This window comes from Brevibacterium sediminis (assembly GCF_013623905.1).
GTDB lineage: Bacteria > Actinomycetota > Actinomycetes > Actinomycetales > Brevibacteriaceae > Brevibacterium > Brevibacterium sediminis.
This window is the reverse complement of record NZ_JABKDD010000001.1, coordinates 564,755-585,756: the sequence shown is the minus strand read 5'-3', so window position 1 is coordinate 585,756 and position 21,002 is coordinate 564,755. Positions and strand designations below refer to the sequence as shown.

The following is a 21,002-nucleotide window of genomic DNA, read 5'->3' as shown; positions in this document are numbered from 1 at the left end:
GCACGTTCATTGCACAGACTGGGAGAAGTGTATTGAATGCGCTTATGACTTCTATGCACCCTGAGACCCGTATGGTTCACGGCGGAATGGACGGTCTCGCGGCCGCAGGCGTCCATGTCCCCGCCATCGACCTCTCCACCACCAACCCGGTCAACGACGTCCGCACGGGAGGAGATTCCTATGAGAGCCTCGCCAGCGGACATCCTCTGAAGGAAGGGGACTCCCCCGTCTACCAACGTCTGTGGCAGCCCGGTGTGGCGCGATTCGAATCCGCGCTCGCCGAATTGGAGAACGCCGAATCTGCCGTCGCCTTCGCCACGGGAATGGCTGCCATGACCGCCGCGCTGCTGGCCGCAGTCGAGGCCGGGACGCCCCATATCGTCGCCGTCCGTCCCCTCTACGGCGGCAGTGACCACCTGCTCGAGTCAGGTCTTCTCGGCGCGTCGGTCACCTGGGCGGAGGAGGACCAGATCGCCGAGGCGATTCGCGAGGACACCGGGCTCGTCATCGTCGAGACACCGGCGAACCCCAGCCTCGACCTCGTCGACATCGGCTCGGTCGTCGCCGCAGCGGGAGTTGTGCCGGTGCTGGTCGACAACACCTTCTGCACCCCCGTGCTCCAACGGCCGATCGATCACGGGGCCGCCCTCGTCCTCCACAGCGCCACGAAATACCTCGGCGGTCACGGCGACGCGATGGGCGGAATCATCGCGACGAACACCGAATGGACCATGCGCCTGCGCCGGGTCCGCGCCATCACAGGGGCCCTCCTGCACCCGATGGGCGCCTATCTCCTCCATCGCGGGCTGCGGACGCTGGCCGTGCGGATGCGCGCAGCTCAGGACACCGCAGGTGAGCTCGCTCGTCGTCTCCAGACACGCCCCGAGGTCGCCCGGGTCCACTATCCCGGTCTCGCCGGGTCCGATCCGCGAGGTTTGGTCGGTTCGCAGATGCGCGGCGGAGGGGCGATGATCGCCATCGAACTCGCCGGTGGATTCGAAGCGGCCCGCACCTTCGTCGAACACTGCGACCTCATCGTGCACGCGGTCTCGCTCGGCGACGCCGATACCCTCGTCCAGCATCCGGCCTCACTCACACACCGGCCCGTAGCCGCGACGGCGAAGCCCGGCGACGGCCTCGTCCGCCTGTCGGTCGGGCTCGAACATGTCGACGACCTTGCACGCGACCTATTCACGGCGCTGGACGCGATTCGCGAAGCGGCCTGACACCGTCCACTCGTCGAAGGTCTCAAACGGCTCTTGACCTTGACGCCGCGTCAACTTCTAAGCTGTCAGGCATGGACTGGTCCATTCAGGAAATCGCACGGCTGACGGGAACGACGAGCCGAACCCTGCGTCATTATGACGCCATCGGTCTGCTGCCGCCGACCTCCATCGCCGCCAACGGCTATCGCTGCTACGACGAAGCAGCCCTGGTGCGCCTCCAGCGCATCCTGCTGCTCAAGGAGCTGGGACTGCCATTGACGACGATATCGGAGGTACTCGATCGGAGAGACGATCCGGTCGAGGCGCTGTCGCAGCATCTGGTCTCACTCGGACGCGAGAGAGACCGGCTCGACCGACAGCTCACCGCCGTCACCGTCACCATCACACGACTGAAAGCAGGTGAGCCGCTCATGGCTGAAGAGATGTTCGATGGTTTCGACCATCGCGAGTACGAAGAGGAAGTGACCAGGCGCTGGGGAGCCGACGCCTACCGACGAGGAGACGAATGGTGGTCCAGCCAGTCGCCTGAGGAGAAGAAGGAGTGGAAAGCCCTCGTTTCCGCTCTCTCCGCGGACTGGATCGCCGCCGCCGAGGCGGGGGCGCGTCCCGAATCGGACCGCTGCCAGGACCTCGCCCGACGTCATATCGAATGGCTGCGAGCAGTTCCGGGCACGCCCGCAGATGATCCCGACGGAGACCTCGGAGGATACGTGCGCGGTCTCGGGCAGATGTATGTCGACGACCCGCGATTCGGCGCGAACTACGGCGGAACCGCGGGAGCCGAGCTCGTCAGAGACTCACTCGACCACTACCTCGAGGTCAAAGGCCTCTGAGTCGATCTGAGCCGAGCAGCATCGGATCAGGACAGTGCGGAGAGCGCCTGCCGAATCTTCTCGGCGGGCGCCTCCAGCTGCTCCGGTGTCTGCATCGGAGCACGGTCGGAGATGTCGAAGTCATCCATGGAGTTCGTCGGCAGGACGTGGATGTGCAGGTGGGGCACTTCGTAGCCGACGATGAGGAGGCCGATCCGCTCGCAGTCGAAGGCCGCCTTCTGGGCTTCTCCGATCCTCTTCGCCACTGCGGTGAGGTGGGCGAGAAGCTCTGCGTCGGCGTCGATCCAGTGAGAGATCTCGTCGCGCGGGACGACCATCACATGGCCCTCGGTCATCGGAGCGACATCGAGGAATGCGACGCACTTGTCATCCTGATGGACGAAGGTGCCGGGGATCTCTCCGTTGATGATCTTCGTGAACAGCGTGGCCATGATGGGTCCTCCTCAATAGGCGCCGAAGGTGCCGTCGATCGGTTCTTCGGCGAGGCTCGATTCTCAGAGGCTGGAAAGCGCCGCGGCGAAATCCTCGGAGAAGTCCCGAGTCTCGGTGCGGGCGACATGCCTGCCACTCACGATCGTACCCGCAGGTGAGATGACGAAGACTCCTCGTTCGGCGACACCGTGGACCTCGTCGAAGACGCCGAACGCGCGAGCCGCCTCACCGTGGGGCCAGAAGTCCGATGCGAGAGTGACGTCGACCCTCGTCTGCCGTGCCCACGCCGCCAAGGTGTACTTGGAGTCGGTTGAGACGACCGCGACGTCGACGGCATGAGAGCCCTTTCGCATCCGTTCCTGCCACTGTTCGAGAGCGGCGAGTTCGTCTCCGCAGATCGGAGAGAAGGCGAACGGAACGAATGCGAGCACACGAGCGGTAAGTGGGGCCGCCTCGGTGAGGGTGATGACCGATCCGAGGTGATCGGGAAGGGTGAGATCCGGGGCCCGATCACCGGGCCGCAGGATCATGAATAGTTCTTCTTGCCCACGAGCCGGAATCCGGCCCAATCGTCGGCGGCGCTGACCGTGGAGGTCACGTGCATTCCGGCGGTGGGAGCCGCTTCGGAGATGTCGGCGGGGCTGATGTGTCCCGGACGGTTCGCCTTCGGGCTGAGCAGCCAGACGACTCCGCCCTCCTTCAGTGTGGTCTGGGCGTCGACGAGACCGTCGACGAGGTCGTCGTCGTCCGACCGCCACCACATGAGGATCACGTCGTAGACGTCATCCTCTTCGCCATCGGCGATCTTGTCTCCGATGATGTTCTCGATCGCCTCGCAGAGTGCCTGATCGACGTCGTCGTCATAGCCGACCTCTTGCACATAGTCGCCCTTTTTCAAGCCGAGGTTGTGTCCCAGCTCGTTTGCGAGGGTCGAAGTGGAGGATGTCCTTTCAGAAGCGGAGTTGCTCATGCCTGTATTCTTCCGCCAACAGTGGCCAAGGTGCAAATATCGGCGCGCCCGCGCGCGGCAAGCGCACTCAAACGGCACTCAATCAGCACACCGGACTGTGAGCCTGTCAGCACAGTGCGCAGATGCGTCAGAGAGATCACAACTTCGCGGGAGCGCGAAGTTCGGCTGGGAGTACTAGGCTGACAGGTAGATCGGGTGGCCTCTGGGCTCAGACAACCTGCGGAGCACACACCATCCGATGGTCATGATCTCTACACCAAAGAAGATCGTGGAGCTGAAGAGAGGACCACATCGTGGACAATCGGAATCAGGGCGGGCCCATCCTCAACGGGCTGCCCAGCCAGGTGCCCGACATCGACCCGGAGGAGACCGCTGAATGGCTGGCCTCCCTCGATGGCCTCATCGACGAGGGCGGTCGGACTCGAGCACGCTATGTCATGCTGCGCATGCTCGAGCGCTCTCGCCAGAAGCAGATCGGCGTGCCCAGCCTCACTGCCACCGACTACGTCAACACCATCGGTCCGGAGAACGAACCCTGGTTCCCCGGAGATGAAGAGGTCGAACGCCGCTACCGTCGCTGGAACCGCTGGAATGCCGCCATGCTCGTCCACCGGGCACAGCGTCCCGGCGTCGAGGTCGGCGGGCACATCTCCACCTACGCCTCCTCGGCGACCCTCTACGAGGTCGGTCTCAACCACTTCTTCCGCGGCAAGGACCATCCAGGCGGCGGCGACCATATCTTCTATCAGGGCCACGCCTCCCCCGGCATGTATGCGCGCGCCTACCTCGAGGGCCGGATGAGCGCAGAACAGCTCGACGGCTTCCGTCAGCAGCAGTCGCACTTCATCGACGGCAAGCCGCAGGGACTGCCGTCCTACCCCCACCCGCACCAGCTGCCCGACTTCTGGGAGCATCCGACGGTGTCGATGGGTCTGGGACCGATGAATGCGATCGCGCAGGCACAGTTCGACAAATACCTGCACAATCGTGGGATCAAGGACACCTCACAGCAGCAGACCTGGGCTTTCCTCGGTGACGGCGAGCTCGACGAGCCGGAGAGCCGCGGCATGCTCCACGTCGCTGCCTTCGAAGAGCTCGACAACCTCAACTTCGTCATCAACTGCAACCTGCAGCGTCTCGATGGGCCCGTCCGCGGCAACGGCAAGATCATGCAGGAACTCGAGTCGTACTTCCGCGGTGCCGGCTGGAACGTCATCAAGGTCGTCTGGGGACGCGAATGGGACGCGCTGCTGGCCAAGGACCGCGACGGCGCGCTCGTCAACCTCATGAATGCCACCCCCGACGGCGATTACCAGACCTACAAGGGTGAGTCCGGCGGCTTCGTGCGCGACAACTTCTTCGGCCGCGACCCGCGGACGAAGGCAATGGTCGAGGACTACAGCGACGAGCAGATCTGGAACCTCAAGCGCGGCGGGCATGACTACCGAAAGGTCTTCGCCGCCTACAAGGCCGCGATGGAGCACACCGGACAGCCCACCGTCATCCTCGTCAAGACGGTCAAGGGCTACTCGCTCGGACCGCACTTCGAGGCCCGCAACGCCACGCACCAGATGAAGAAGCTCACGGTCGACGATCTCAAGCTCGCCCGCGATCACTTCCAGATCCCGATCTCGGACAAGGAACTCGAAGACAACCCGAAGCTGCCTCCGTACTACCACCCGGGTGTCGACGCACCCGAGATCAAGTACATGCAGGAGCGCCGCGCGGAGCTCGGCGGCTACTCCCCCGAGCGTCGATCGACCCATGTCGATCTCAAGATGCCCTCGGACAAGGCCTACCAGGCCGGTCGTCGTGGATCAGGCAAACAGGAGATCGCCACCACGATGGGCTTCGTACGCGTGCTCAAGGATCTCATGCGGGAGAAGGAGTTCGGCCACCGGATCGTGCCGATCATCCCCGATGAGGCTCGCACCTTCGGCATGGACTCGTTCTTCCCGACGGCGAAGATCTACAATCCGCACGGACAGAACTACATCTCCGTCGACCGCGACCTGTTCCTCGCCTACAAGGAGGCCACGGACGGTCAGCTGCTCCACGTCGGCATCAACGAGGCCGGGGCGACCGCGGCACTGACCGCGGTCGGCACCTCGTATGCCACCCACGGTGAGCCGATGATCCCGTTCTACATCTTCTACTCGATGTTCGGCTTCCAACGCACCGGTGACTTCTTCTGGGCCGCCGGTGACCAGATGGCTCGCGGCTTCGTCCTCGGCGCCACCGCGGGACGCACCACTCTGGTGGCCGAGGGCCTCCAGCACGGCGACGGACATTCGCACGTGCTGGCGTCGACCTATCCGTCCGTGGTCTCGTACGACCCGGCCTACAGCTATGAGATCGCGCATATCGTCAAGGACGGCATCCACCGGATGTACGATCCCGCCGATGAGCGAGATCCTGACGTGCTCTACTACATCACCATGTACAACGAGCCGATGGTCCAGCCGCCCGAACCGGAGGATCTCGACGTCGAAGGCGTGCTCAAGGGTCTTTACCTCCTGAAGAAGGGACCCGACAACGGCGGACCGAAGGTTCAGCTGATGGCCTCCGGCGTCGGTGTGCCGTGGGTGCTCGAGGCTCAGGAGCTGCTTGACCAGGACTGGGGCGTCTCGGCTGATGTGTGGTCGGTGACGTCGTGGACCGAGCTGCGCCGTGACGGACTCGACGCCGAGAACGAGCGTCTGAAGAACCCCGAATCCGAACCGCGGACTCCGTATGTCACCGAGAAGATGGCCGAGACCGAGGGCCCGGTCATCGCGACCTCGGATTATATGCGCGCAGTGCCGGATCAGATCCGCCAGTACGTGCCCAGCCACTTCACCTCGCTGGGGACCGACGGATACGGAATCTCGGACACCCGTCCTGCCGCACGTCGCTATTACCTCGTCGATGGTCCTTCCGTGGTCACGCAGGCACTCATCTCGCTGGCCGATACCGGGAAGATCTCGATCGACAAGGCCGCCGAGGCGGCTGAGAAGTACCAGCTCAACGATGTCCGTGCCGGCAACTCGGGTTCCACCGAGGGGGCAGGCGCCTGATCTCGCCCGCACACTGACAGCGAATATGGCCGGAGTCTCCAAGACTCCGGCCATATTTGTCACCTTTTTCGACTCTTTGTATGTCGCTGACAACCGGATTGTTCTCATTCATCTAAACTCGTGCTCATGATGTCTGATGCCGAGACCCTGCGCCGTCGTGCCGAAACCGCCCGCAGACTGCGTGCCGGAGTCGGCGTCCTGTCATCGGTGACTCTGCAGCGGCTGGAGGCTCAGCTGCCCTGGTACCGCTCGATGTCGTCGTCCGATCGCTCTTGGGTGGGGCTGCTCGCCCAATCGGGCATCTCCTCGTTCGTCGATTGGTACCGCAAGCCCGATACGAATCTGCGTGTGGTCTCCGACATCTTCAAGACTGCGCCACGCGACCTCATCCGGGCCATCAGCCTGCAGCAGACCCTGCAGCTGCTCAAGATCGTCGTCGAAGTCGTCGAGGAACGCGTTCCGGACATCGCTCGCCCCGTCGAGCAGCCGGCGCTCCGCGAAGCGGTGCTCATCTACTCCCGGGAGATCGCGTTCGCCGCGGCCGATGTCTACGCCCGGGCCGCAGAAGCCCGAGGCAGCTGGGACGCACGACTCGAGGCGATGGTCGTCGACGCCCTCGTCCGCGGAGACTCCGTCGACGAACTCGCCAGCCGCACCGCTGCCTTCGGCTGGCAGTCAGAAGGTCCCGTGTGCGTCATCGTCGGCCGCGCACCGCAGCGCTCGGCGAAGAAGGGATTGGACGGCATCCGCCGCAAGGCCAGTCGCTGGGCCGATGATGCTCTTGTGGGCATCCACGACAACCGTCTGCTCATCGTCCTCGGCGGGGTGACGGAACTCGACGATGCCGTCGAGGACCTCTCGGACTGCTTCGGGCCCTCCGAAGTCATCGTCGGACCGGCAGTGCCGGGACTTGCCGAAGCGGCCACCTCGGCGAAGGCGGCGATCCGCGCACTCAAGGCGGCGACCGCCCGCCCCGGTTCCCCGCGCCCGGTCAAAGCCGATGATCTTCTGCCCGAACGCGCCCTGTCCGGGGACCGGATCGCCTTGACCGAACTCATCGAACGCTATTACGAACCGTTGACCTCGGGAACGGGTCAGCTGCTGAAGACCGTGAGCGCCTATGTCGAATTCGGGTCCTCGCTCGAAGCCACGGCCAAGGCATTGTCCGTGCACCCGAATACCGTGCGCTACCGACTGCGGAAGATCACCGACGCCATCGGGCTCGATCCGACGACTTCGCGTGATGCCTTCGTCATCCACATCGCCTTGGTGTATGGGCGACTGTCCGAGGACGGCGTATTGTCGAACAACGACAAATCTCGCCGAGATCGGTCCAGTGTCCATTAGATTGATCAACGGAACCCAACGAAAAGAGAACTGAGTGCTTGCAATCACCTGTCCGGGCCAGGGAGCCCAGAAGACCGGTTTCCTGAGTTCGTTCCTCGAACTCGACACCTTCTCGGCACAGATCGACGAACTCTCGACCGCATCGGGAATCGATCTGCGTCTGCACGGAACCGAATCCGATGACGAGACGATCAAGGACACCGCGGTGGCACAGCCTCTGCTCGTCGCCTCCGCCGTCGCCTGCGCCGCTGAGCTCGGCGTCAGCCCTGCCGTCGTCGCCGGCCACTCCGTGGGAGAGATCGCAGCCGCACAGATCGCAGGCATCTTCACCCCGGCGGACGCCATGGCCTTCGTCAAGGTCCGTGCCGATGGAATGGCGGCCGCTGCCGCCGTCACCCCGACCGGCATGTCCGCCGTGGTCGGCGGCCAGCCCGAGGACGTTCTCGCCGCGATCGAGGCCGCCGGGGCCAGCCCCGCCAACGTCAACGGCGGAGGCCAGACCGTGGCTGCCGGCTCTCTCGAGGCGCTCGAGACCCTGGCCGAGAACCCGCCGGAACGTGCTCGGGTCATCCCGCTGGCAGTGGCCGGCGCCTTCCACACCGAGTTCATGGCTCCCGCCACCGCTGATCTCGATGCCGCCGCCTCGGCGATGGAGGTCTCCGATCCCTCCGTGTCGATCCTCAGCAACTCCGACGGCACTGCGGTCGAAGCCGGCCGAGAGTATGTCGACCGTCTGGTCAAGCAGGTCACGAACCCGGTGCGCTGGGATCTGTGCCAGGAGGCGCTGCTGAACTCCGGTGTGACCGGAATGATCGAACTCGTCCCCGGTGGCACGCTGACCGGAATCGCTCGCCGCGCCATGAAGGGCGTGGAGACATTCGCCATCAAATCGGCCGCCGACCTCGACGGCGCGCGTGAGTTCGCGGCAGCCCACGCCTGAGAATCGAAAGAAGACGCCATGCCTACACTCAAGACTGCCGAACTCGGCACTTTCTCCCGCATTGCCGGAATCGGTGCCTACCGTGCGGAGAACCTCGTCACCAATGACGATATCGCCGGACCCATCAACTCCTCCGACGAATGGATCCGGCAGCGCACGGGCATCGTCACCCGCCGTCGTGCCAGCAAGGACGTCGGCGTCCTCGACATGTCCGAGGAAGCCGCGCTCGAGGCGATCGCCTCGGCGGGGCTGAAGCCGGAGGACGTCGGCGGCATCATCATCTCGACCGTCACGTTCGAGTACTTCACACCCTCAGCGGCTGCGGCTCTGACCGCACGACTGGGGACCGGGCCGATTCCGGCTTGGGACATCAGCGCGGCGTGTGCCGGCTACTGCTACGGTATCTCGCAGGCCGATGCACTGGTGCGTGCAGGCACGCTCGACAATGTCCTCGTCATCGGAGCCGAGAAGCTCTCCGAGGTCATCGACCCCGAGGACCGTTCGATCTCGTTCATCCTCGGTGATGGCGCCGGCGCGGTCGTCGTGTCCTCCTCCGACGAACCCGGCATCTCGAAGACGGTGTGGGGCTCGAAGGGCGAGAACTGGTCGACCATCCGGATGACGGATTCCCTCTACGACATCCGTGACGACCGGGAACTGCCCTTCCCGACCCTGCGTCAGGACGGGCCGACCGTCTTCCGCTGGGCCGTGTGGGACGGCGCCGAGGTGGCAAAGGAGGCTCTCGCTGCTTCCGGCATCGAGGCCGAGGACCTCGCTGCATTCATCCCACACCAGGCGAACATGCGCATCATCGACGAGCTCGCCAAGCAGCTGAAGCTCCCCGAGTCCGTTGTCATCGCACGTGACATCGCCGACAACGGGAACACCTCGGCGGCGTCGATCCCACTGGCCACCGAACGTCTCCTGCGTGAACAGCCCGAACTCAGCGGCGGTCTCGCCCTGCAGATGGGCTTCGGTGCGGGCCTCGTCTACGGTGCTCAGGTCGTGCGCCTGCCCTGAGACACACCCATTCACGGAAAACTCTCCGTGAATGTCCTAAGATATTCGGCGGGACACTCGTCGAAAAGTTCCTCAAACGGTCGAAAAACCCTCGACCGAAATCAGAAAGTAGGAAAGAAATGGCATTCACCGAAGCTGAAGTCCTCGCTGGGCTGGCAGAGATCGTCAACGAAGAGACCGGCCTGGCTGTCGAAGCAGTCGAAGCCGACAAGTCGTTCACCGATGACCTCGACATCGACTCCATCTCGATGATGACCATCGTCGTCAACGCTGAGAAGAAGTTCGGCGTGAAGATCCCCGATGACGACGTCAAGGACCTCGTCACCGTTCAGGACGCTGTCGACTACATCAACAAGGCTCAGGAAGCCTGACACACAGCAGCCGAACACGGCCCGTCCACAGACGGGCCGTGTCCACACTATCGACGAGGTTTGTACCATGACATCTAAAGTTGTCGTCACCGGAATCGGTGCGGTAACCCCCTTGGGCGCGACTGTCGATGCCACTTGGGAAGCCATTCTGGCCGGTCAGTCCGGCGTCCACACGATGGACAACGATTGGTCAGAGAAGTACGGCCTCGCCGTGGACTTCGCAGCGCAGGTCGACCCACAGGTCGTGCCCGACAATCTCAAACGGGTCCAGGCCAAACGCCTCGATCCTTCGAGCCAGTTCGCTCTCATCTCTGCTCGTGAAGCCATGGCCGATGCCGGTCTCGAGGAGACCGATCCGGAACGCACCGCCGTCTCCTGGGCCACCGGGATCGGCGGAGTCTGGACTCTGCTCGACGCCTGGGACACCCTGCAGGAGGAAGGCCCGCGCCGGGTCATGCCCCTGACAGTTCCCATGCTCATGCCCAATGGACCTGCGGCCGCTATCGGCATGGAATTCAAGGCACGTGCCGGTGTGCAGACCCTGGTCTCCGCCTGCGCCTCATCGACCGAGAGCCTCGGCCACGCCTATGACGTTCTCGCTTCGGGCAAGGCCGACATCATCATCGCCGGCGGTTCGGAAGCAGCGATCCACCCGATCACTCTTGCCGCGTTCAATTCGATGCAGGCGCTGTCACGTCGCACCGATTCACCCGAGACCGCTTCGCGTCCCTATGACGTCGACCGCGACGGCTTCGTCATGGGGGAAGGTGCGGGCACGCTCATCCTCGAGACCGAGGAGCATGCGAAGGCTCGTGGAGCGAAGATCTACGCCGAGGTGGCCAGCTGGGGCATCTCGAACGACGCCTACCACATCACCGGTGGAGAGCCGGAGGGCAAGCACGCGCTGGCCGCCATGCAGCAGGCACTCGACGCCGGAGGTCTGACCGCCGGCGAAATCAAGCACGTCAACGCGCATGCCACGTCGACTCCGGTCGGAGACATCCCGGAATCGCTGGCCATCAGCGAACTCCTTGGTGACAACGTCTCCGATGCACTGGTCTCGGCCACGAAGTCGATGACCGGACACCTCCTCGGAGGTACGGGTGCCGTGGAGGCGATCCTCACGGTCAAGGCGCTGCAGACTCGCACCGCTCCCCCGACCATCAACATCGACGAAGTCGACCCGAAGGTCAAGGGGATCAACATCGTCCGTGACACTCCTGCTGATCTGCCTGCCGGCGATATCGCAGCGATCACGAACTCGTTCGGCTTCGGCGGTCACAACGCCGTCGTCGCGTTCCGCTCAGTCTGAGGTTCTGAGCGAACTCAGACAGCTCTACGGCCCACTCTGAGTCGGAAAGCACGGTTTTGAAACTGTGCTTTCCGACTCAGAGTGGGCCGTTTCCATGAGGGCGCAGGACGCGGTGCGTGCTTGGGAAGGTAATTTGTGCAGCGCGTCGTGCACGGGGCGTTCAGGCACGAAAGCATGCGAAATGGACACACCCGAGGTAGGAAGGTGTGCCCATCGGCATTTGTGAACGCCCGTACTCTCGCACCTGAGTGCAGTTCGGCGGTGAAGGGAGCGGCTCAGCCGACCTTCGTCAGCCAGCGCACCGGTGCGCCTTCACCTGCGTGGCGGAACGCGTCGAGCTCCTCGTCCCAGGCTTCGCCGAGGGCGATCGCCATCTCCGAGGAGAACTTCGCCGGGTCCCCGGCAGCGCGTTCCATCACGGAGCGGATGCGGTCTTCAGGGACGAGGATGTTGCCGGCTGTGTCGGTGACAGCGTGGTAGATGCCCAGATCGGGTGTGTGGCTCCATCGACCGCCGTCGACTCCGGCCGAGGGCTCCTCGGTGACTTCGTAGCGGAGTGAGTCCCAGCCGCGCAGGGCGGATGCGATGCGAGCTCCGGAGCCTGCGGGCGCGCGCCAGCAGACTTCTGCGCGCACGAGACCTGGTGCTGCCGGCTGGGGTGTCCAGTCGAAGCGTGCCTGTGCGCCGATGGCCCCGCCCGCTGCCCACTCGATGTGAGGGCACAGCGCACGAGGTGCTGAGTGGACGAAGAGTACGCCCTGAGTCATATCCATTTCTGCCTCCTACCTCGGATACGTCTTCCCCTACGATCCGAAAGGAGGTGCTGACCACATGATAGTCGATGTTCGGCGTGCAGCCAAGCATCAAAGATGCTGGTGGCGTCGGGTGTCTGGGCCGAGCGAATGATCGGCGTTAGGCTGGCGCCATGACCGAGGAGCAGATGACCGACGAACGACCGCCGCGGACCATCCGCATGTTCCCCGACTATGCAGGTACGGTGCTGTGGATCAGCACGCCCATCGACTACGAGGACACGGGGCTGTCCGGCGCACTTGTCGCGCAGCTGGAGGCATGGGAACAGTCCTACTATGACTCGCTGGATTCCGACTTCAAGTGGGTGCCGGAGACTGCTGCGCGCATTTTCGCCGAGCAAGGCGTGCATCTCGCGCGACTCGTGTCTGCCGAAGTCGGCCCGCAGTTCGTCGTCGAGATCTCTTCATCCGATGACGACACCGAGGCAATGCGAATACGGGCCGAGCATTCCGCCGAGAACCCGAAGGCGGAAGCAGCTTTCACACGGCTGTTCGACGAGGCGGAGGCAGACGACCGCAGAATTGCCGAACTCGTCAGGAACGAACCGGACGGAGAGTGGACTGCCTACGCTCCGTTGTCCGGGACCGTCTTCAAACCGAATTCGAATGAGAAAGTCGAGCCGCCAACAGAAGCTGAGTGACGGGGCCTGAGGGTTCGCGTCCGAATCAGCGGAGCGCTTCGTGGTGCCCCCGGTCGGACTTGAACCGACGACCAAGGAATTATGAGTTCCCTGCTCTAACCAGCTGAGCTACGGGGGCCAGCCGAGACAACATTAGCACCATCGGAGTCCGCTTCCCCATTCGGATCACACGTGCGTTCAGCGGAGTCGAGACACCCGGACTCGCGCTGCTCAGGTCCGCAGCTTCGCCGTTGCGGTGAGAGGTGCGACGCGAGTGAGAACGCTGCGTGCGGCGTCGACGCATGTGTATCGGTCGGTCGTGATGTAGACATCGAAGACGGTCTGTCCGTCGCTGCCCGGGTCGTTGCGTTTCGACGCGGCAACCATGCCCGACCAGTCCGGCCCGACCACGACGACGCCGTGTTCGTTGCGGATGGGATCGGACGCGTCGACGAGTCCGGTGCGCACTCCGGGAATCGGCGGTCCGTCGAAGCCGCCGGAGAACATCGCCGTGAGCCCCACGGTGTCCCGGATCTTCTCGTACCGGAGTCGCGTCGCCTCGGAGAATTCGTCGTCCTCCCCGAACACGCCGAGGGTGATGGTTGCGGTACCCGATGCCAGAGCGCGTTCTTCCAATGCCGCGATCTGAGCGACGAGAAGTTCGCGGTTCATCACCAGAGGCTCGCGCCGCAGTCCCTGAGAGATCGAATACGGGGTGCCCAGCGCAGGCAGATTGCGAGAGTAGTGAGAGACGAGGGCATCCTCGCTCGGCTCGGAGAACGCCTGCGGTTGCTTCGTGGCCTCACCGAAGTAGGGCCCAGACATGAACCGTGCCCCGAGCGCACGCACACGGTCCAGGTCGTCTTCGGTCTCGACACCGTCGGCGAGGATGACCGCACCGGTGCGTTCGAGATGGGCGTGGAGAAGACGGTTGAGTTCGGCAAGATGAGAGTCGCAGTCGATGCGCAGAACGTCCGGGTGGAGTCCGACCACCGAAGGATTGACCAGCGGGACGAAAGCGGTGCTGCGCAGGTCGGCACCCACAGAAGACATGCCGACTCCCCATCCCATGGCGCGTGCGGAGCGCACCGAGCGCAGCACGGAGGCCGGGGACGAGGCGACCCGAGTGGCGTCGAGCTGGAGGATGACCGAGCGGTCGGGTTCTCCGGTGCGGTCCTCGAGGGTCGCGAAAGACTCAGCTTCGGCATGGAGGAACAGGCGGTTCGACTTCGGCAGTCCGGCACCTTCTGCCGTGCGCAGCGCAGAGTCACGCAGAGAGGCATCGATATCACCCGTGATCGTCGAGGCGCGCATGGCGTGGCGCAGGTTCTCCGACTCGGCGCGACCCAACTCCGGGGAACCCGTGGGAGCCTGCAGAATCTGGTGGCCGACTCGGTGGAAGGTCAGTGCGTCGACGACGGGGGCGAAATAGGTTTCGATCCCGCCCGAGCGCACGAGTTCCTCGAGCTCCAGCTCGTCATCGGGTACGGCCTCGACCACTGCGTTTCCTTCCATGGGCTGATGTGCGTTCACAGTCTTCCACATTCGGACACAGCGGATTGTCTAAAATCCGTAACATTATTGCGCTGACAGCTGACGATTGCCTCACTCAGCCGGGCGCGCCGCGAGCGGCACTCAAGCCCGGCGGGGGCCGCCTCGGCGAACCTCGATGAGACCGACGATTCCGGCGAGGATGACGATGACGGCGATGGCGACGAACGCCCCCATCATCCCCCAATGCCAATTGCTCACCGCGGTGATCGAGAACGCCAGCGCGGTCATGATCGCAAGCCCCATCGAAGTGCCGATGCGCTGCCCGGTCTGGAGCACTCCTCCCGATGATCCGGCGTATCTCAGGGGGACCTCCTGCAGAGTGAGAGTCTGGTTGGGGCTGATGACCATGCCCTGCGCGGTGCCGATGAACGCCAGAGTCAGCAGCAACCACCACTCGCTGCCGATGCCCTGGGACAGGAGCGCGACGACGGCGATCGTGGCCACCAGACCGACGAAGCACAGCGCGATCCCCCAGACGACGAGGCGGCGCCCGATCTGGAAGACGAACCGTCCGGACACGTCGGCTGAGACCGCCGAGCACAGCGCGGCCGGCAGACCGATCATTCCCGCGGCCAGGGCTGTATGTCCCAGTCCCTGCTGCATGTACATGGCGACGAGGACCCAGACGCTGGTGACGCCGAGGAAATAGAGGGCGATGATGATCGAACCGTTGCTGAAGCTGCGGATGCGAAAGAGATCGAGATCGACCATCGGGGGACGGCCCAGATGCGCGTACCGACGTTCCCACCGGGTCCACACCCAGATCATGCCGATGCCGATCGGCAGGGACAGCCAGATGAACCAGCCCAGCGATGATTCGACGAAGGGCAGAAGGATGAGGAGGACACCGACGCCGAGGAGGATGACTCCCACGGGGTCGAGATCCTTGCCGCCATCGGAGTTCTTCGCATCCTGGTCGACGGCGGGTCGCCATGCGCCGGCAGGCAGCCAGGCCCGGGCGAGGATGAGAGAGGCGATGGCGAAGGGCACATTGACCAGGAAAGTCGCTCTCCAGCCGAGGTCGCTGCCGAACAGTGCGATGAGGGCACCGCCGAGCACAGGGCCGATGGCCACCGACAAACCGACGGTGGTGCCCATCAGCCCGAATGCACGACCGCGCGGCGGCCCCTGGAAATACTGCTGCAGCAGGCCCACGACCTGTGGGTTGAGGAATCCCGAGCCCAGCCCCATGGTCACTCGGGAGATATTGAGCGTCAGCGGATCCGGGGCGATTCCGGCCACCAGCGAGGACAGGCCGAACAGGCCGACTCCGATGGCGAACAGCTGTCCGCGTCCGAAGACGTCTCCGGCACGTCCGGCGGCGACGAGGACCACACCGAAGGACAGCGCATAACCGGTGAGCACCCATTGCAGCGCCGAAGTGGAAGCGTCGATATCAGCAGCGATCGACGGCAGGACGACGTTGATGCTGGACACCGACAGCAGGGACATGAAGAGGGGAACGAGGCCGATGAGGAGGATGCGCTTCTGCGTCTGCGTCATCTTCGTGCTCTCGCTCACGCGGCCCCCTCAGCTACTCATCGTCTCTGCCTCGTCTCATCCTACGTTCATGCAGTTCAGTTCGGCCCCGTGTCTCAGCTCTGTCCGGCAGGAACCCAGCCCAGGGCCGGCGCGACGTGCTGGGCAAAGGACTCGAGGATATGCAGGTTGTAGTCGACGCCGAGCTGACTGGGGATGGTGAGCATGAGGGTATCGGCTGCCGCGATCGCCGCGTCGGCCTTGAGCTCTTCGATCAGCTTGTCCGGTTCACCTGCGTAGGTACGGCCGAACGTCGACCGTGTGTCGTCGATGATGCCGATCTGATCCCCTTGGCCTGCCCCACGCCGACCGAAGTAGAGGTCGTCGAGGTCAGTGGTGATCGGGAAGATGCTGCGGCTGACGGACACTCGTGGAGTCCATCCGTGCCCCGCGGCGCTCCATGCCTGACGGTACCTGGCGATCTGCTCGGCCTGCAGGTCTCCGAATGCGGCGCCTGTCGCCTCGGTGAGCAGAGTCGAACTCATCAGGTTCACACCCTGATGTGCAGCCCATTCGGCGGTGGAGGCGGACCCGGCTCCCCACCAGATGCGGCGTTCAAGGCCAGGGGAATGCGGTTCGATGCGCAGACGCTTCCCCGAACCGAACTGCTCCGGATCGGCCGGGGCAAGTTCCTCGCCGCGGACGGCCCGGAGGAACCGATCGAACTTCTCTCTGGCCATGTTCGCGGCCTTCGGCTCGGTGAGATCCTCGTAGCCGAACGCCTCCCATCCGCGCAGGGCAGGCTCCGGGGACCCGCGACTGATGCCCATCGCCACTCGCTGGTCGGAAAGCAGATCGAGGGCGGCGGCCTCCTCGGCGAGGTAGAGCGGGTTCTCATATCTCATGTCGATGACCCCGGTGCCGACCTCGATGTTGCTGGTCTTCGCGGCGATCGTCGCCAGCAGCGGAATGGGAGAGGCCGCCTGGGTCGCGAGATGGTGGACTCGGAAGTAGGCGCCGTTGACGCCGAGCTCGTCGGCACCGACGGAGATCTCCACCGCATCGCGCAGCATCCGCCCGGCGTCGAGGTCGCCGCCAAGGTCGTAGTGACCGAAACTGAGGAATCCGAAAGACTTCATGCCAGATGAACCCGCCGCGTGCAGAGCCTATTCCCCAGCCACGTCGACGACCCCGAGCGCGGTGTCGGGCAACGACGAAGGCCCCGTCCTAACGGACGGGGCCTTGGCTGCTCCCCCGGCTGGGCTCGAACCAGCGACCCTTCGATTAACAGTCGAATGCTCTGCCAACTGAGCTACGGAGGAATGCCGCAGTTTCCTGCGGACGTGTGTTCCAGCTTAGCAAACCCCCGGGCCGGCGAACAAAACCGTGACGAGTGCTTTAGCTCACAGCATTGAGGGTGCTTCGGCCACGGCGCTGAGGGTTTCCCCACCTGTCGCCGCAGGGTTGCCTTACAGTCAGGACAAACACAGTCTGCGGCCATCTTCGCCGCCGCCTCGCGCGATAGACTCGAAGCGATCCGCTCCCCACATCCACACCGTCGATACCGGAAGACTCATCGTGACCATAGTGGCAATCGCCCTCGCCGTCCTCGCGGCCGTGGCACTGGCCTATGGCGCCTTGTATCAGCACGATGCGGTCGCCGGGCAGGATGACTCCCACAACGGCCTGAGCTGGGCCCATTTCACCGAACTGCTGCGCAATCGTCGGTGGCTGCTCGGACTGATCATCCTCGGAGTGGGAACGGCGGGCAATTTCGTGGCCCTGGCGCTGGCTCCGGTGATGGTCGTGCAGCCGATCGGAGCGTTCTCACTCATCGTCTCGGTGCTGCTCGGCGTCCGCCACCGTGGGCTCAAGGTCAACAGGCGACTCGTCCAGTCAGTCGTCTGGTGTACCGCCGGGGTGACGCTCTTCGTCGCGCTATCGGCGACGACGGCACAATCGGAGGTCCACCTCGGAGCCGATGCGATGCCGCTGTTCTGGATCACTGCCGTTGCCGTGGCGGTCGGCCTGGTGATCGTGGTGGTCTTCCGCCACGCCCCTCAGCTCGTGCTCATCATCGCCGCCGGCCTGCTGTTCGCCTGTGTGGCGACGAACGCTCACCTGGTCAGCGTCCAGTTCCTCCAGGCCGGACTCGACCAGGTCACCTGGATCAACGTCGCGGCGCTGCTGGCGGCAGTTGCCCTGGGGTCCCTGTTCGTCCAGAATTCCTATGCCGCGGGCCCCCCGGAGATGGTCATCGCCGGCCTGACCGTCATCGACCCGATCGGTGCCGTGATCCTCGGCACCGTCGTCCTCGGCGAGGCGGCTCACTCCCCCGTCTGGCTCATCATCCTCATCTCTCTCACCGGATTGGTCGCCTGCGCAGCCGTCGTTGTATTGTCGCGGTATCATCCCGATGTCAGAGATCGAGAAGCTCAGCGCAGGAACGCCCGCCGTTCCGACACCATGACCGACACCGAGGAGAGCTGAATCCTGTCTGCGCACCGTCCCACCCCGAAACGCCGCATCCTCATCCCGGCGGAGACGTACGCCCCCGAAGTCAATGGTGCCGCGAAGTTCGCCGAGCGCTTGGCCGAAGGTCTCGCCGCTCGCGGGAATGATGTCCACGTGGCCTGCCCCTCGGCCACGGGCAAACCCTCGGTCAGTGTCGAGAACGGGGTCACCGTCCACCGCCTCACCGCTCACAGATGGCCTCTGCACCCGACGTGGATGATCTGCATGCCGTGGGAGACGAAGCCCGAGCTCTCGCGACTCCTCGACAGCGTCCGCCCCGATGTCGTGCATACTCAGGCGCATTTCGTCATCGGCCGCTATGCCTTCTCCGAATCGATCGGGCGCGGAATCCCTGTCGTGGCCACGAACCACTTCATGCCCGACAACGTCCGCCCCTATCTCAAGGCTCCGAAGGCCGTTCTCGACGGCGGCACCGCCATCGCCTGGTGGGATCTGCGCCGGAAGTTCCAGTCCGCCGATTTCATCACGGTTCCGACGCAGCTGGCCGCCGATCTGCTCACCGAGAACGGGTTCTCCTCGCCCATCAGGGCGGTGTCCTGCGGGATCGACCTGGAACGCTTCGCTCATCTGCGCGAACTCGACTGCGCCGCGTCGCGGGCCGTTCCCCCGCGTGTTCTCTTCGTCGGCCGACTCTCCTCGGAGAAGCACGCCGCCGACATCGTCGAGGCCGTGGCGAAGACCGATCCAGCGCTGGGGCTCGAAGCCGATATCGTCGGCGGTGGTGACCAGGAGGAGCCGCTGAAGCAGCTGGCTGTCGAACTCGGCATCGCCGATCGTGTGCATGTGCTCGGGAAGATCAGTGACGAGGCGCTCATGGAGGCCTACCAGCGCTGCACCTTCTTCTGCATGCCCTCGACCGCTGAGCTGCAGTCCATCGCTACGCTGGAGGCGCTGGCGTCGCGCAAACCCGTGGTCCTCGCCGATGCGGTGGCTCTGCCGCACCTCGTCCGCGACGAAGTCAACGGGTACCTGTTCCCGCCGCGCGACACAGATGCGCTGGCTGACCGGTTCACCCGTATCTGCCGAATGCCCGATGATGAACTCGATGCCATGTCGAAGGCGTCGCTCGACGTCGTGGCCAAACACGATATCGAATACACTCTCGACACGTTCGAAGCGATCTACGACGGAGTCATCCGAGACGCCGTCGACTCGTCAGCAGCCTGATGAAGAAGCGGCCTGACGAGGCGCCGGCATGAGCGGATTCGGCCCTAGGAACCCGCAGGCGGGATGAAGACCGTCGGCGTCGTGGACATCCGGGCGAAATCGATGCCGCTGACCATATCGTCGACGGATCTCCACGGGCCACCGTCTCCGGCGAATCCCAGCGACTGCTGCATCCAGGCGAAGAGGTCCTCGTTGGTCCATCCGAGGCCGCACAGCTGCTGATAAGTCACCGCTCCATCACGTTTGGCCAACCGCTGACCGCACTCGTTGAGCACCAGCGGAACATGCACCCAGCCCGGTTCGGCCAGACCAAGCAGCCGAGCCAGATACGCCTGCCTGGGTGCCGAAGAAGCGAGATCGTCCCCGCGCAGGATCTCGTCGATTCCGGTCGCTGCATCATCGACGACGACGGTGAGATTGTAGGCGAAGACACCGTCACCTCGCCGCAGCACGAGATCGTCGACGACCGCCTCCACCCGGCCGAGCAGCACATCGTCGATGCTGTGAACTCGATTGTCCGCGCGCAGACGCAGCGCCGGCCGCCGGTCGTTCGCTTCGAGCCTCAGCCGGGCGGACTCGCGCTCCTCTTCCCCGAGGCGGCGACAGGTCCCCGGGTAGGCTCCGGGTGGTGCGTGCGGTGCACTGGGGGCCTGAGCGATGTCTTTGCGTGAGCAATAGCATTCGTAGACGAGTCCGTCCGCCTCCAGCCTCGCAAGCGCAGCGGCGTATTCGGCAGTGCGTTCGGATTGGACCAGCGGCGCCTCGTCCGGGACGACGCCGAGATCGGCGAAGACCTGAAGCTGTGAGGCGGCCGCGCCGACCTTCACCCGATCGAGGTCTTCGATCCGCCACAGGAATCGCCGGCCCGTCTGCCGGGCACGCACATAGCTGAGCAGCCCGGAGCGGATATTGCCGATGTGGAGGTCACCGCTCGGGCTCGGAGCGAAACGGCCGGCCCCGCCGCCTCGAGGTCTCTCCGTCACTGATGGGCCACGAGATCGCCGTACTGCGGGAACCGCTCGAGGTAGTCCTGCACGTACGAACAGGTCGGCACGAGAGTCGACTCGTCGGCCCGAATGAGGTCGAGCACCCGAGTGACGAGGGTACGGGCGAAGCCTCGTCGGGAGAAGCCTTCGGAGATGATCGTGTGCTGGAGTTCCAGGGTGTGGTCATCGATGACCTGGTAGGCGAGGAACCCGATGAACTCTCCCGGTGTCTCATCGGTGAACAGCTCGTACCGTTCGCGGTCGATGTTCTTCACTACTCGAACCGGTGTGGGGCTGAGTTGAGGCTGTGGCATTGATGCACTCCTTCATGGCCGACTCCTA

General features: G+C 64.3%; 20 protein-coding genes and 2 tRNA genes. 11 read left to right on the top strand and 11 right to left on the bottom strand.

What is annotated here, in order from left to right; genetic code table 11:
- The first annotated feature begins 44 nt into the window (after window positions 1-44).
- Together HK108_RS02725 and HK108_RS02720 are read left to right on the top strand one after the other, a co-directional pair.
- Window positions 45-1,226 carry a trans-sulfuration enzyme family protein gene (locus HK108_RS02725; protein ID WP_181270482.1) on the top strand — a complete coding sequence of 394 codons (1,182 nt, stop codon included), beginning with the start codon at window positions 45-47 and terminating at the stop codon, window positions 1,224-1,226.
- Window positions 1,227-1,297: 71 nt separating this feature from the next.
- Window positions 1,298-2,059, top strand: a complete 762-nt coding sequence (locus HK108_RS02720) for a MerR family transcriptional regulator (RefSeq protein WP_139467157.1) — start codon at window positions 1,298-1,300, stop codon at window positions 2,057-2,059.
- A 26-nt stretch (window positions 2,060-2,085) separates the two neighbouring features.
- On the opposite strand, the gene HK108_RS02715 is transcribed toward HK108_RS02720, so the two are convergent.
- The 3 genes from HK108_RS02715 to HK108_RS02705 all read right to left on the bottom strand — a co-directional run bounded on the left by HK108_RS02715 (window position 2,086) and on the right by HK108_RS02705 (window position 3,461).
- Window positions 2,086-2,490 (bottom strand): HIT family protein, encoded by a 405-nt coding sequence (locus tag HK108_RS02715; RefSeq protein WP_139467155.1) that lies wholly within the window; start codon window positions 2,488-2,490, stop codon window positions 2,086-2,088.
- Window positions 2,491-2,553: 63 nt separating this feature from the next.
- Window positions 2,554-3,021, bottom strand: coding sequence for a redoxin domain-containing protein (locus tag HK108_RS02710; protein WP_139467153.1), 468 nt, complete (start codon window positions 3,019-3,021; stop codon window positions 2,554-2,556).
- Window positions 3,018-3,461, bottom strand: coding sequence for a DUF3052 domain-containing protein (locus HK108_RS02705; protein WP_139467151.1), 444 nt, complete (start codon window positions 3,459-3,461; stop codon window positions 3,018-3,020). Before HK108_RS02705 ends, HK108_RS02710 begins: the two co-directional genes overlap by 4 nt.
- A 293-nt stretch (window positions 3,462-3,754) precedes the next feature.
- Here HK108_RS02705 and aceE point away from each other — a divergent pair, with 293 nt between their 5' ends.
- From aceE to HK108_RS02675, 6 genes are all read left to right on the top strand, one after another.
- On the top strand, window positions 3,755-6,517 hold the full coding sequence (gene aceE / locus HK108_RS02700; protein WP_139467150.1) for a pyruvate dehydrogenase (acetyl-transferring), homodimeric type: 2,763 nt from the start codon (window positions 3,755-3,757) through the stop codon (window positions 6,515-6,517).
- A gap of 126 nt (window positions 6,518-6,643) precedes the next feature.
- Complete coding sequence (locus HK108_RS02695; protein WP_181270481.1) at window positions 6,644-7,864, top strand: PucR family transcriptional regulator; 1,221 nt, start codon at window positions 6,644-6,646, stop codon at window positions 7,862-7,864.
- Between the two features lie 34 nt (window positions 7,865-7,898).
- On the top strand, window positions 7,899-8,804 hold the full coding sequence (locus HK108_RS02690; RefSeq protein ID WP_139467147.1) for an ACP S-malonyltransferase: 906 nt from the start codon (window positions 7,899-7,901) through the stop codon (window positions 8,802-8,804).
- A gap of 18 nt (window positions 8,805-8,822) precedes the next feature.
- The gene (locus HK108_RS02685) at window positions 8,823-9,824 is read left to right on the top strand and encodes a beta-ketoacyl-ACP synthase III (RefSeq protein ID WP_139467145.1); all 1,002 of its coding nucleotides are present in this window, start codon (window positions 8,823-8,825) and stop codon (window positions 9,822-9,824) included.
- 119 nt (window positions 9,825-9,943) lie between these two features.
- Window positions 9,944-10,195, top strand: coding sequence for an acyl carrier protein (locus HK108_RS02680; protein WP_025776743.1), 252 nt, complete (start codon window positions 9,944-9,946; stop codon window positions 10,193-10,195).
- Window positions 10,196-10,262: 67 nt separating this feature from the next.
- Complete coding sequence (locus tag HK108_RS02675; RefSeq protein WP_139467143.1) at window positions 10,263-11,507, top strand: beta-ketoacyl-[acyl-carrier-protein] synthase family protein; 1,245 nt, start codon at window positions 10,263-10,265, stop codon at window positions 11,505-11,507.
- 275 nt (window positions 11,508-11,782) lie between these two features.
- Here the strand turns inward: HK108_RS02675 and HK108_RS02670 are convergent, their stop codons facing one another.
- Window positions 11,783-12,274 carry a DUF3145 domain-containing protein gene (locus HK108_RS02670; protein WP_039211244.1) on the bottom strand — a complete coding sequence of 164 codons (492 nt, stop codon included), beginning with the start codon at window positions 12,272-12,274 and terminating at the stop codon, window positions 11,783-11,785.
- Window positions 12,275-12,432: 158 nt separating this feature from the next.
- Here HK108_RS02670 and HK108_RS02665 point away from each other — a divergent pair, with 158 nt between their 5' ends.
- Window positions 12,433-12,960 carry an immunity protein CdiI family protein gene (locus tag HK108_RS02665; protein ID WP_181270480.1) on the top strand — a complete coding sequence of 176 codons (528 nt, stop codon included), beginning with the start codon at window positions 12,433-12,435 and terminating at the stop codon, window positions 12,958-12,960.
- A gap of 41 nt (window positions 12,961-13,001) precedes the next feature.
- Here HK108_RS02665 and HK108_RS02660 read toward each other — a convergent pair.
- From HK108_RS02660 to HK108_RS02640, 5 genes are all read right to left on the bottom strand, one after another.
- Window positions 13,002-13,078: transfer RNA gene (locus tag HK108_RS02660), tRNA-Ile, on the bottom strand.
- 92 nt (window positions 13,079-13,170) lie between these two features.
- Window positions 13,171-14,472 carry an EAL domain-containing protein gene (locus tag HK108_RS02655; RefSeq protein ID WP_229663919.1) on the bottom strand — a complete coding sequence of 434 codons (1,302 nt, stop codon included), beginning with the start codon at window positions 14,470-14,472 and terminating at the stop codon, window positions 13,171-13,173.
- A gap of 102 nt (window positions 14,473-14,574) precedes the next feature.
- Window positions 14,575-15,996, bottom strand: a complete 1,422-nt coding sequence (locus HK108_RS02650; RefSeq protein WP_180345525.1) for an MFS transporter — start codon at window positions 15,994-15,996, stop codon at window positions 14,575-14,577.
- 92 nt (window positions 15,997-16,088) lie between these two features.
- Window positions 16,089-17,111, bottom strand: a complete 1,023-nt coding sequence (locus HK108_RS02645) for an LLM class flavin-dependent oxidoreductase (protein WP_139467115.1) — start codon at window positions 17,109-17,111, stop codon at window positions 16,089-16,091.
- 110 nt (window positions 17,112-17,221) lie between these two features.
- Window positions 17,222-17,294, bottom strand: a tRNA-Asn gene (locus HK108_RS02640).
- A 256-nt stretch (window positions 17,295-17,550) separates the two neighbouring features.
- Here HK108_RS02640 and HK108_RS02635 point away from each other — a divergent pair.
- Both HK108_RS02635 and HK108_RS02630 read left to right on the top strand, forming a co-directional pair.
- On the top strand, window positions 17,551-18,462 hold the full coding sequence (locus HK108_RS02635; RefSeq protein WP_229663917.1) for a DMT family transporter: 912 nt from the start codon (window positions 17,551-17,553) through the stop codon (window positions 18,460-18,462).
- On the top strand, window positions 18,463-19,674 hold the full coding sequence (locus HK108_RS02630) for a glycosyltransferase (RefSeq protein WP_308423770.1): 1,212 nt from the start codon (window positions 18,463-18,465) through the stop codon (window positions 19,672-19,674). It begins immediately after the preceding gene.
- Between the two features lie 44 nt (window positions 19,675-19,718).
- Here HK108_RS02630 and gluQRS read toward each other — a convergent pair whose 3' ends face one another.
- Both gluQRS and HK108_RS02620 read right to left on the bottom strand, forming a co-directional pair.
- The gene (gluQRS, locus tag HK108_RS02625; protein ID WP_181270479.1) at window positions 19,719-20,657 is read right to left on the bottom strand and encodes a tRNA glutamyl-Q(34) synthetase GluQRS; all 939 of its coding nucleotides are present in this window, start codon (window positions 20,655-20,657) and stop codon (window positions 19,719-19,721) included.
- Window positions 20,654-20,974, bottom strand: a complete 321-nt coding sequence (locus HK108_RS02620) for a GNAT family N-acetyltransferase (protein WP_139467109.1) — start codon at window positions 20,972-20,974, stop codon at window positions 20,654-20,656. Before HK108_RS02620 ends, gluQRS begins: the two co-directional genes overlap by 4 nt.
- Window positions 20,975-21,002 lie beyond the last annotated feature (28 nt).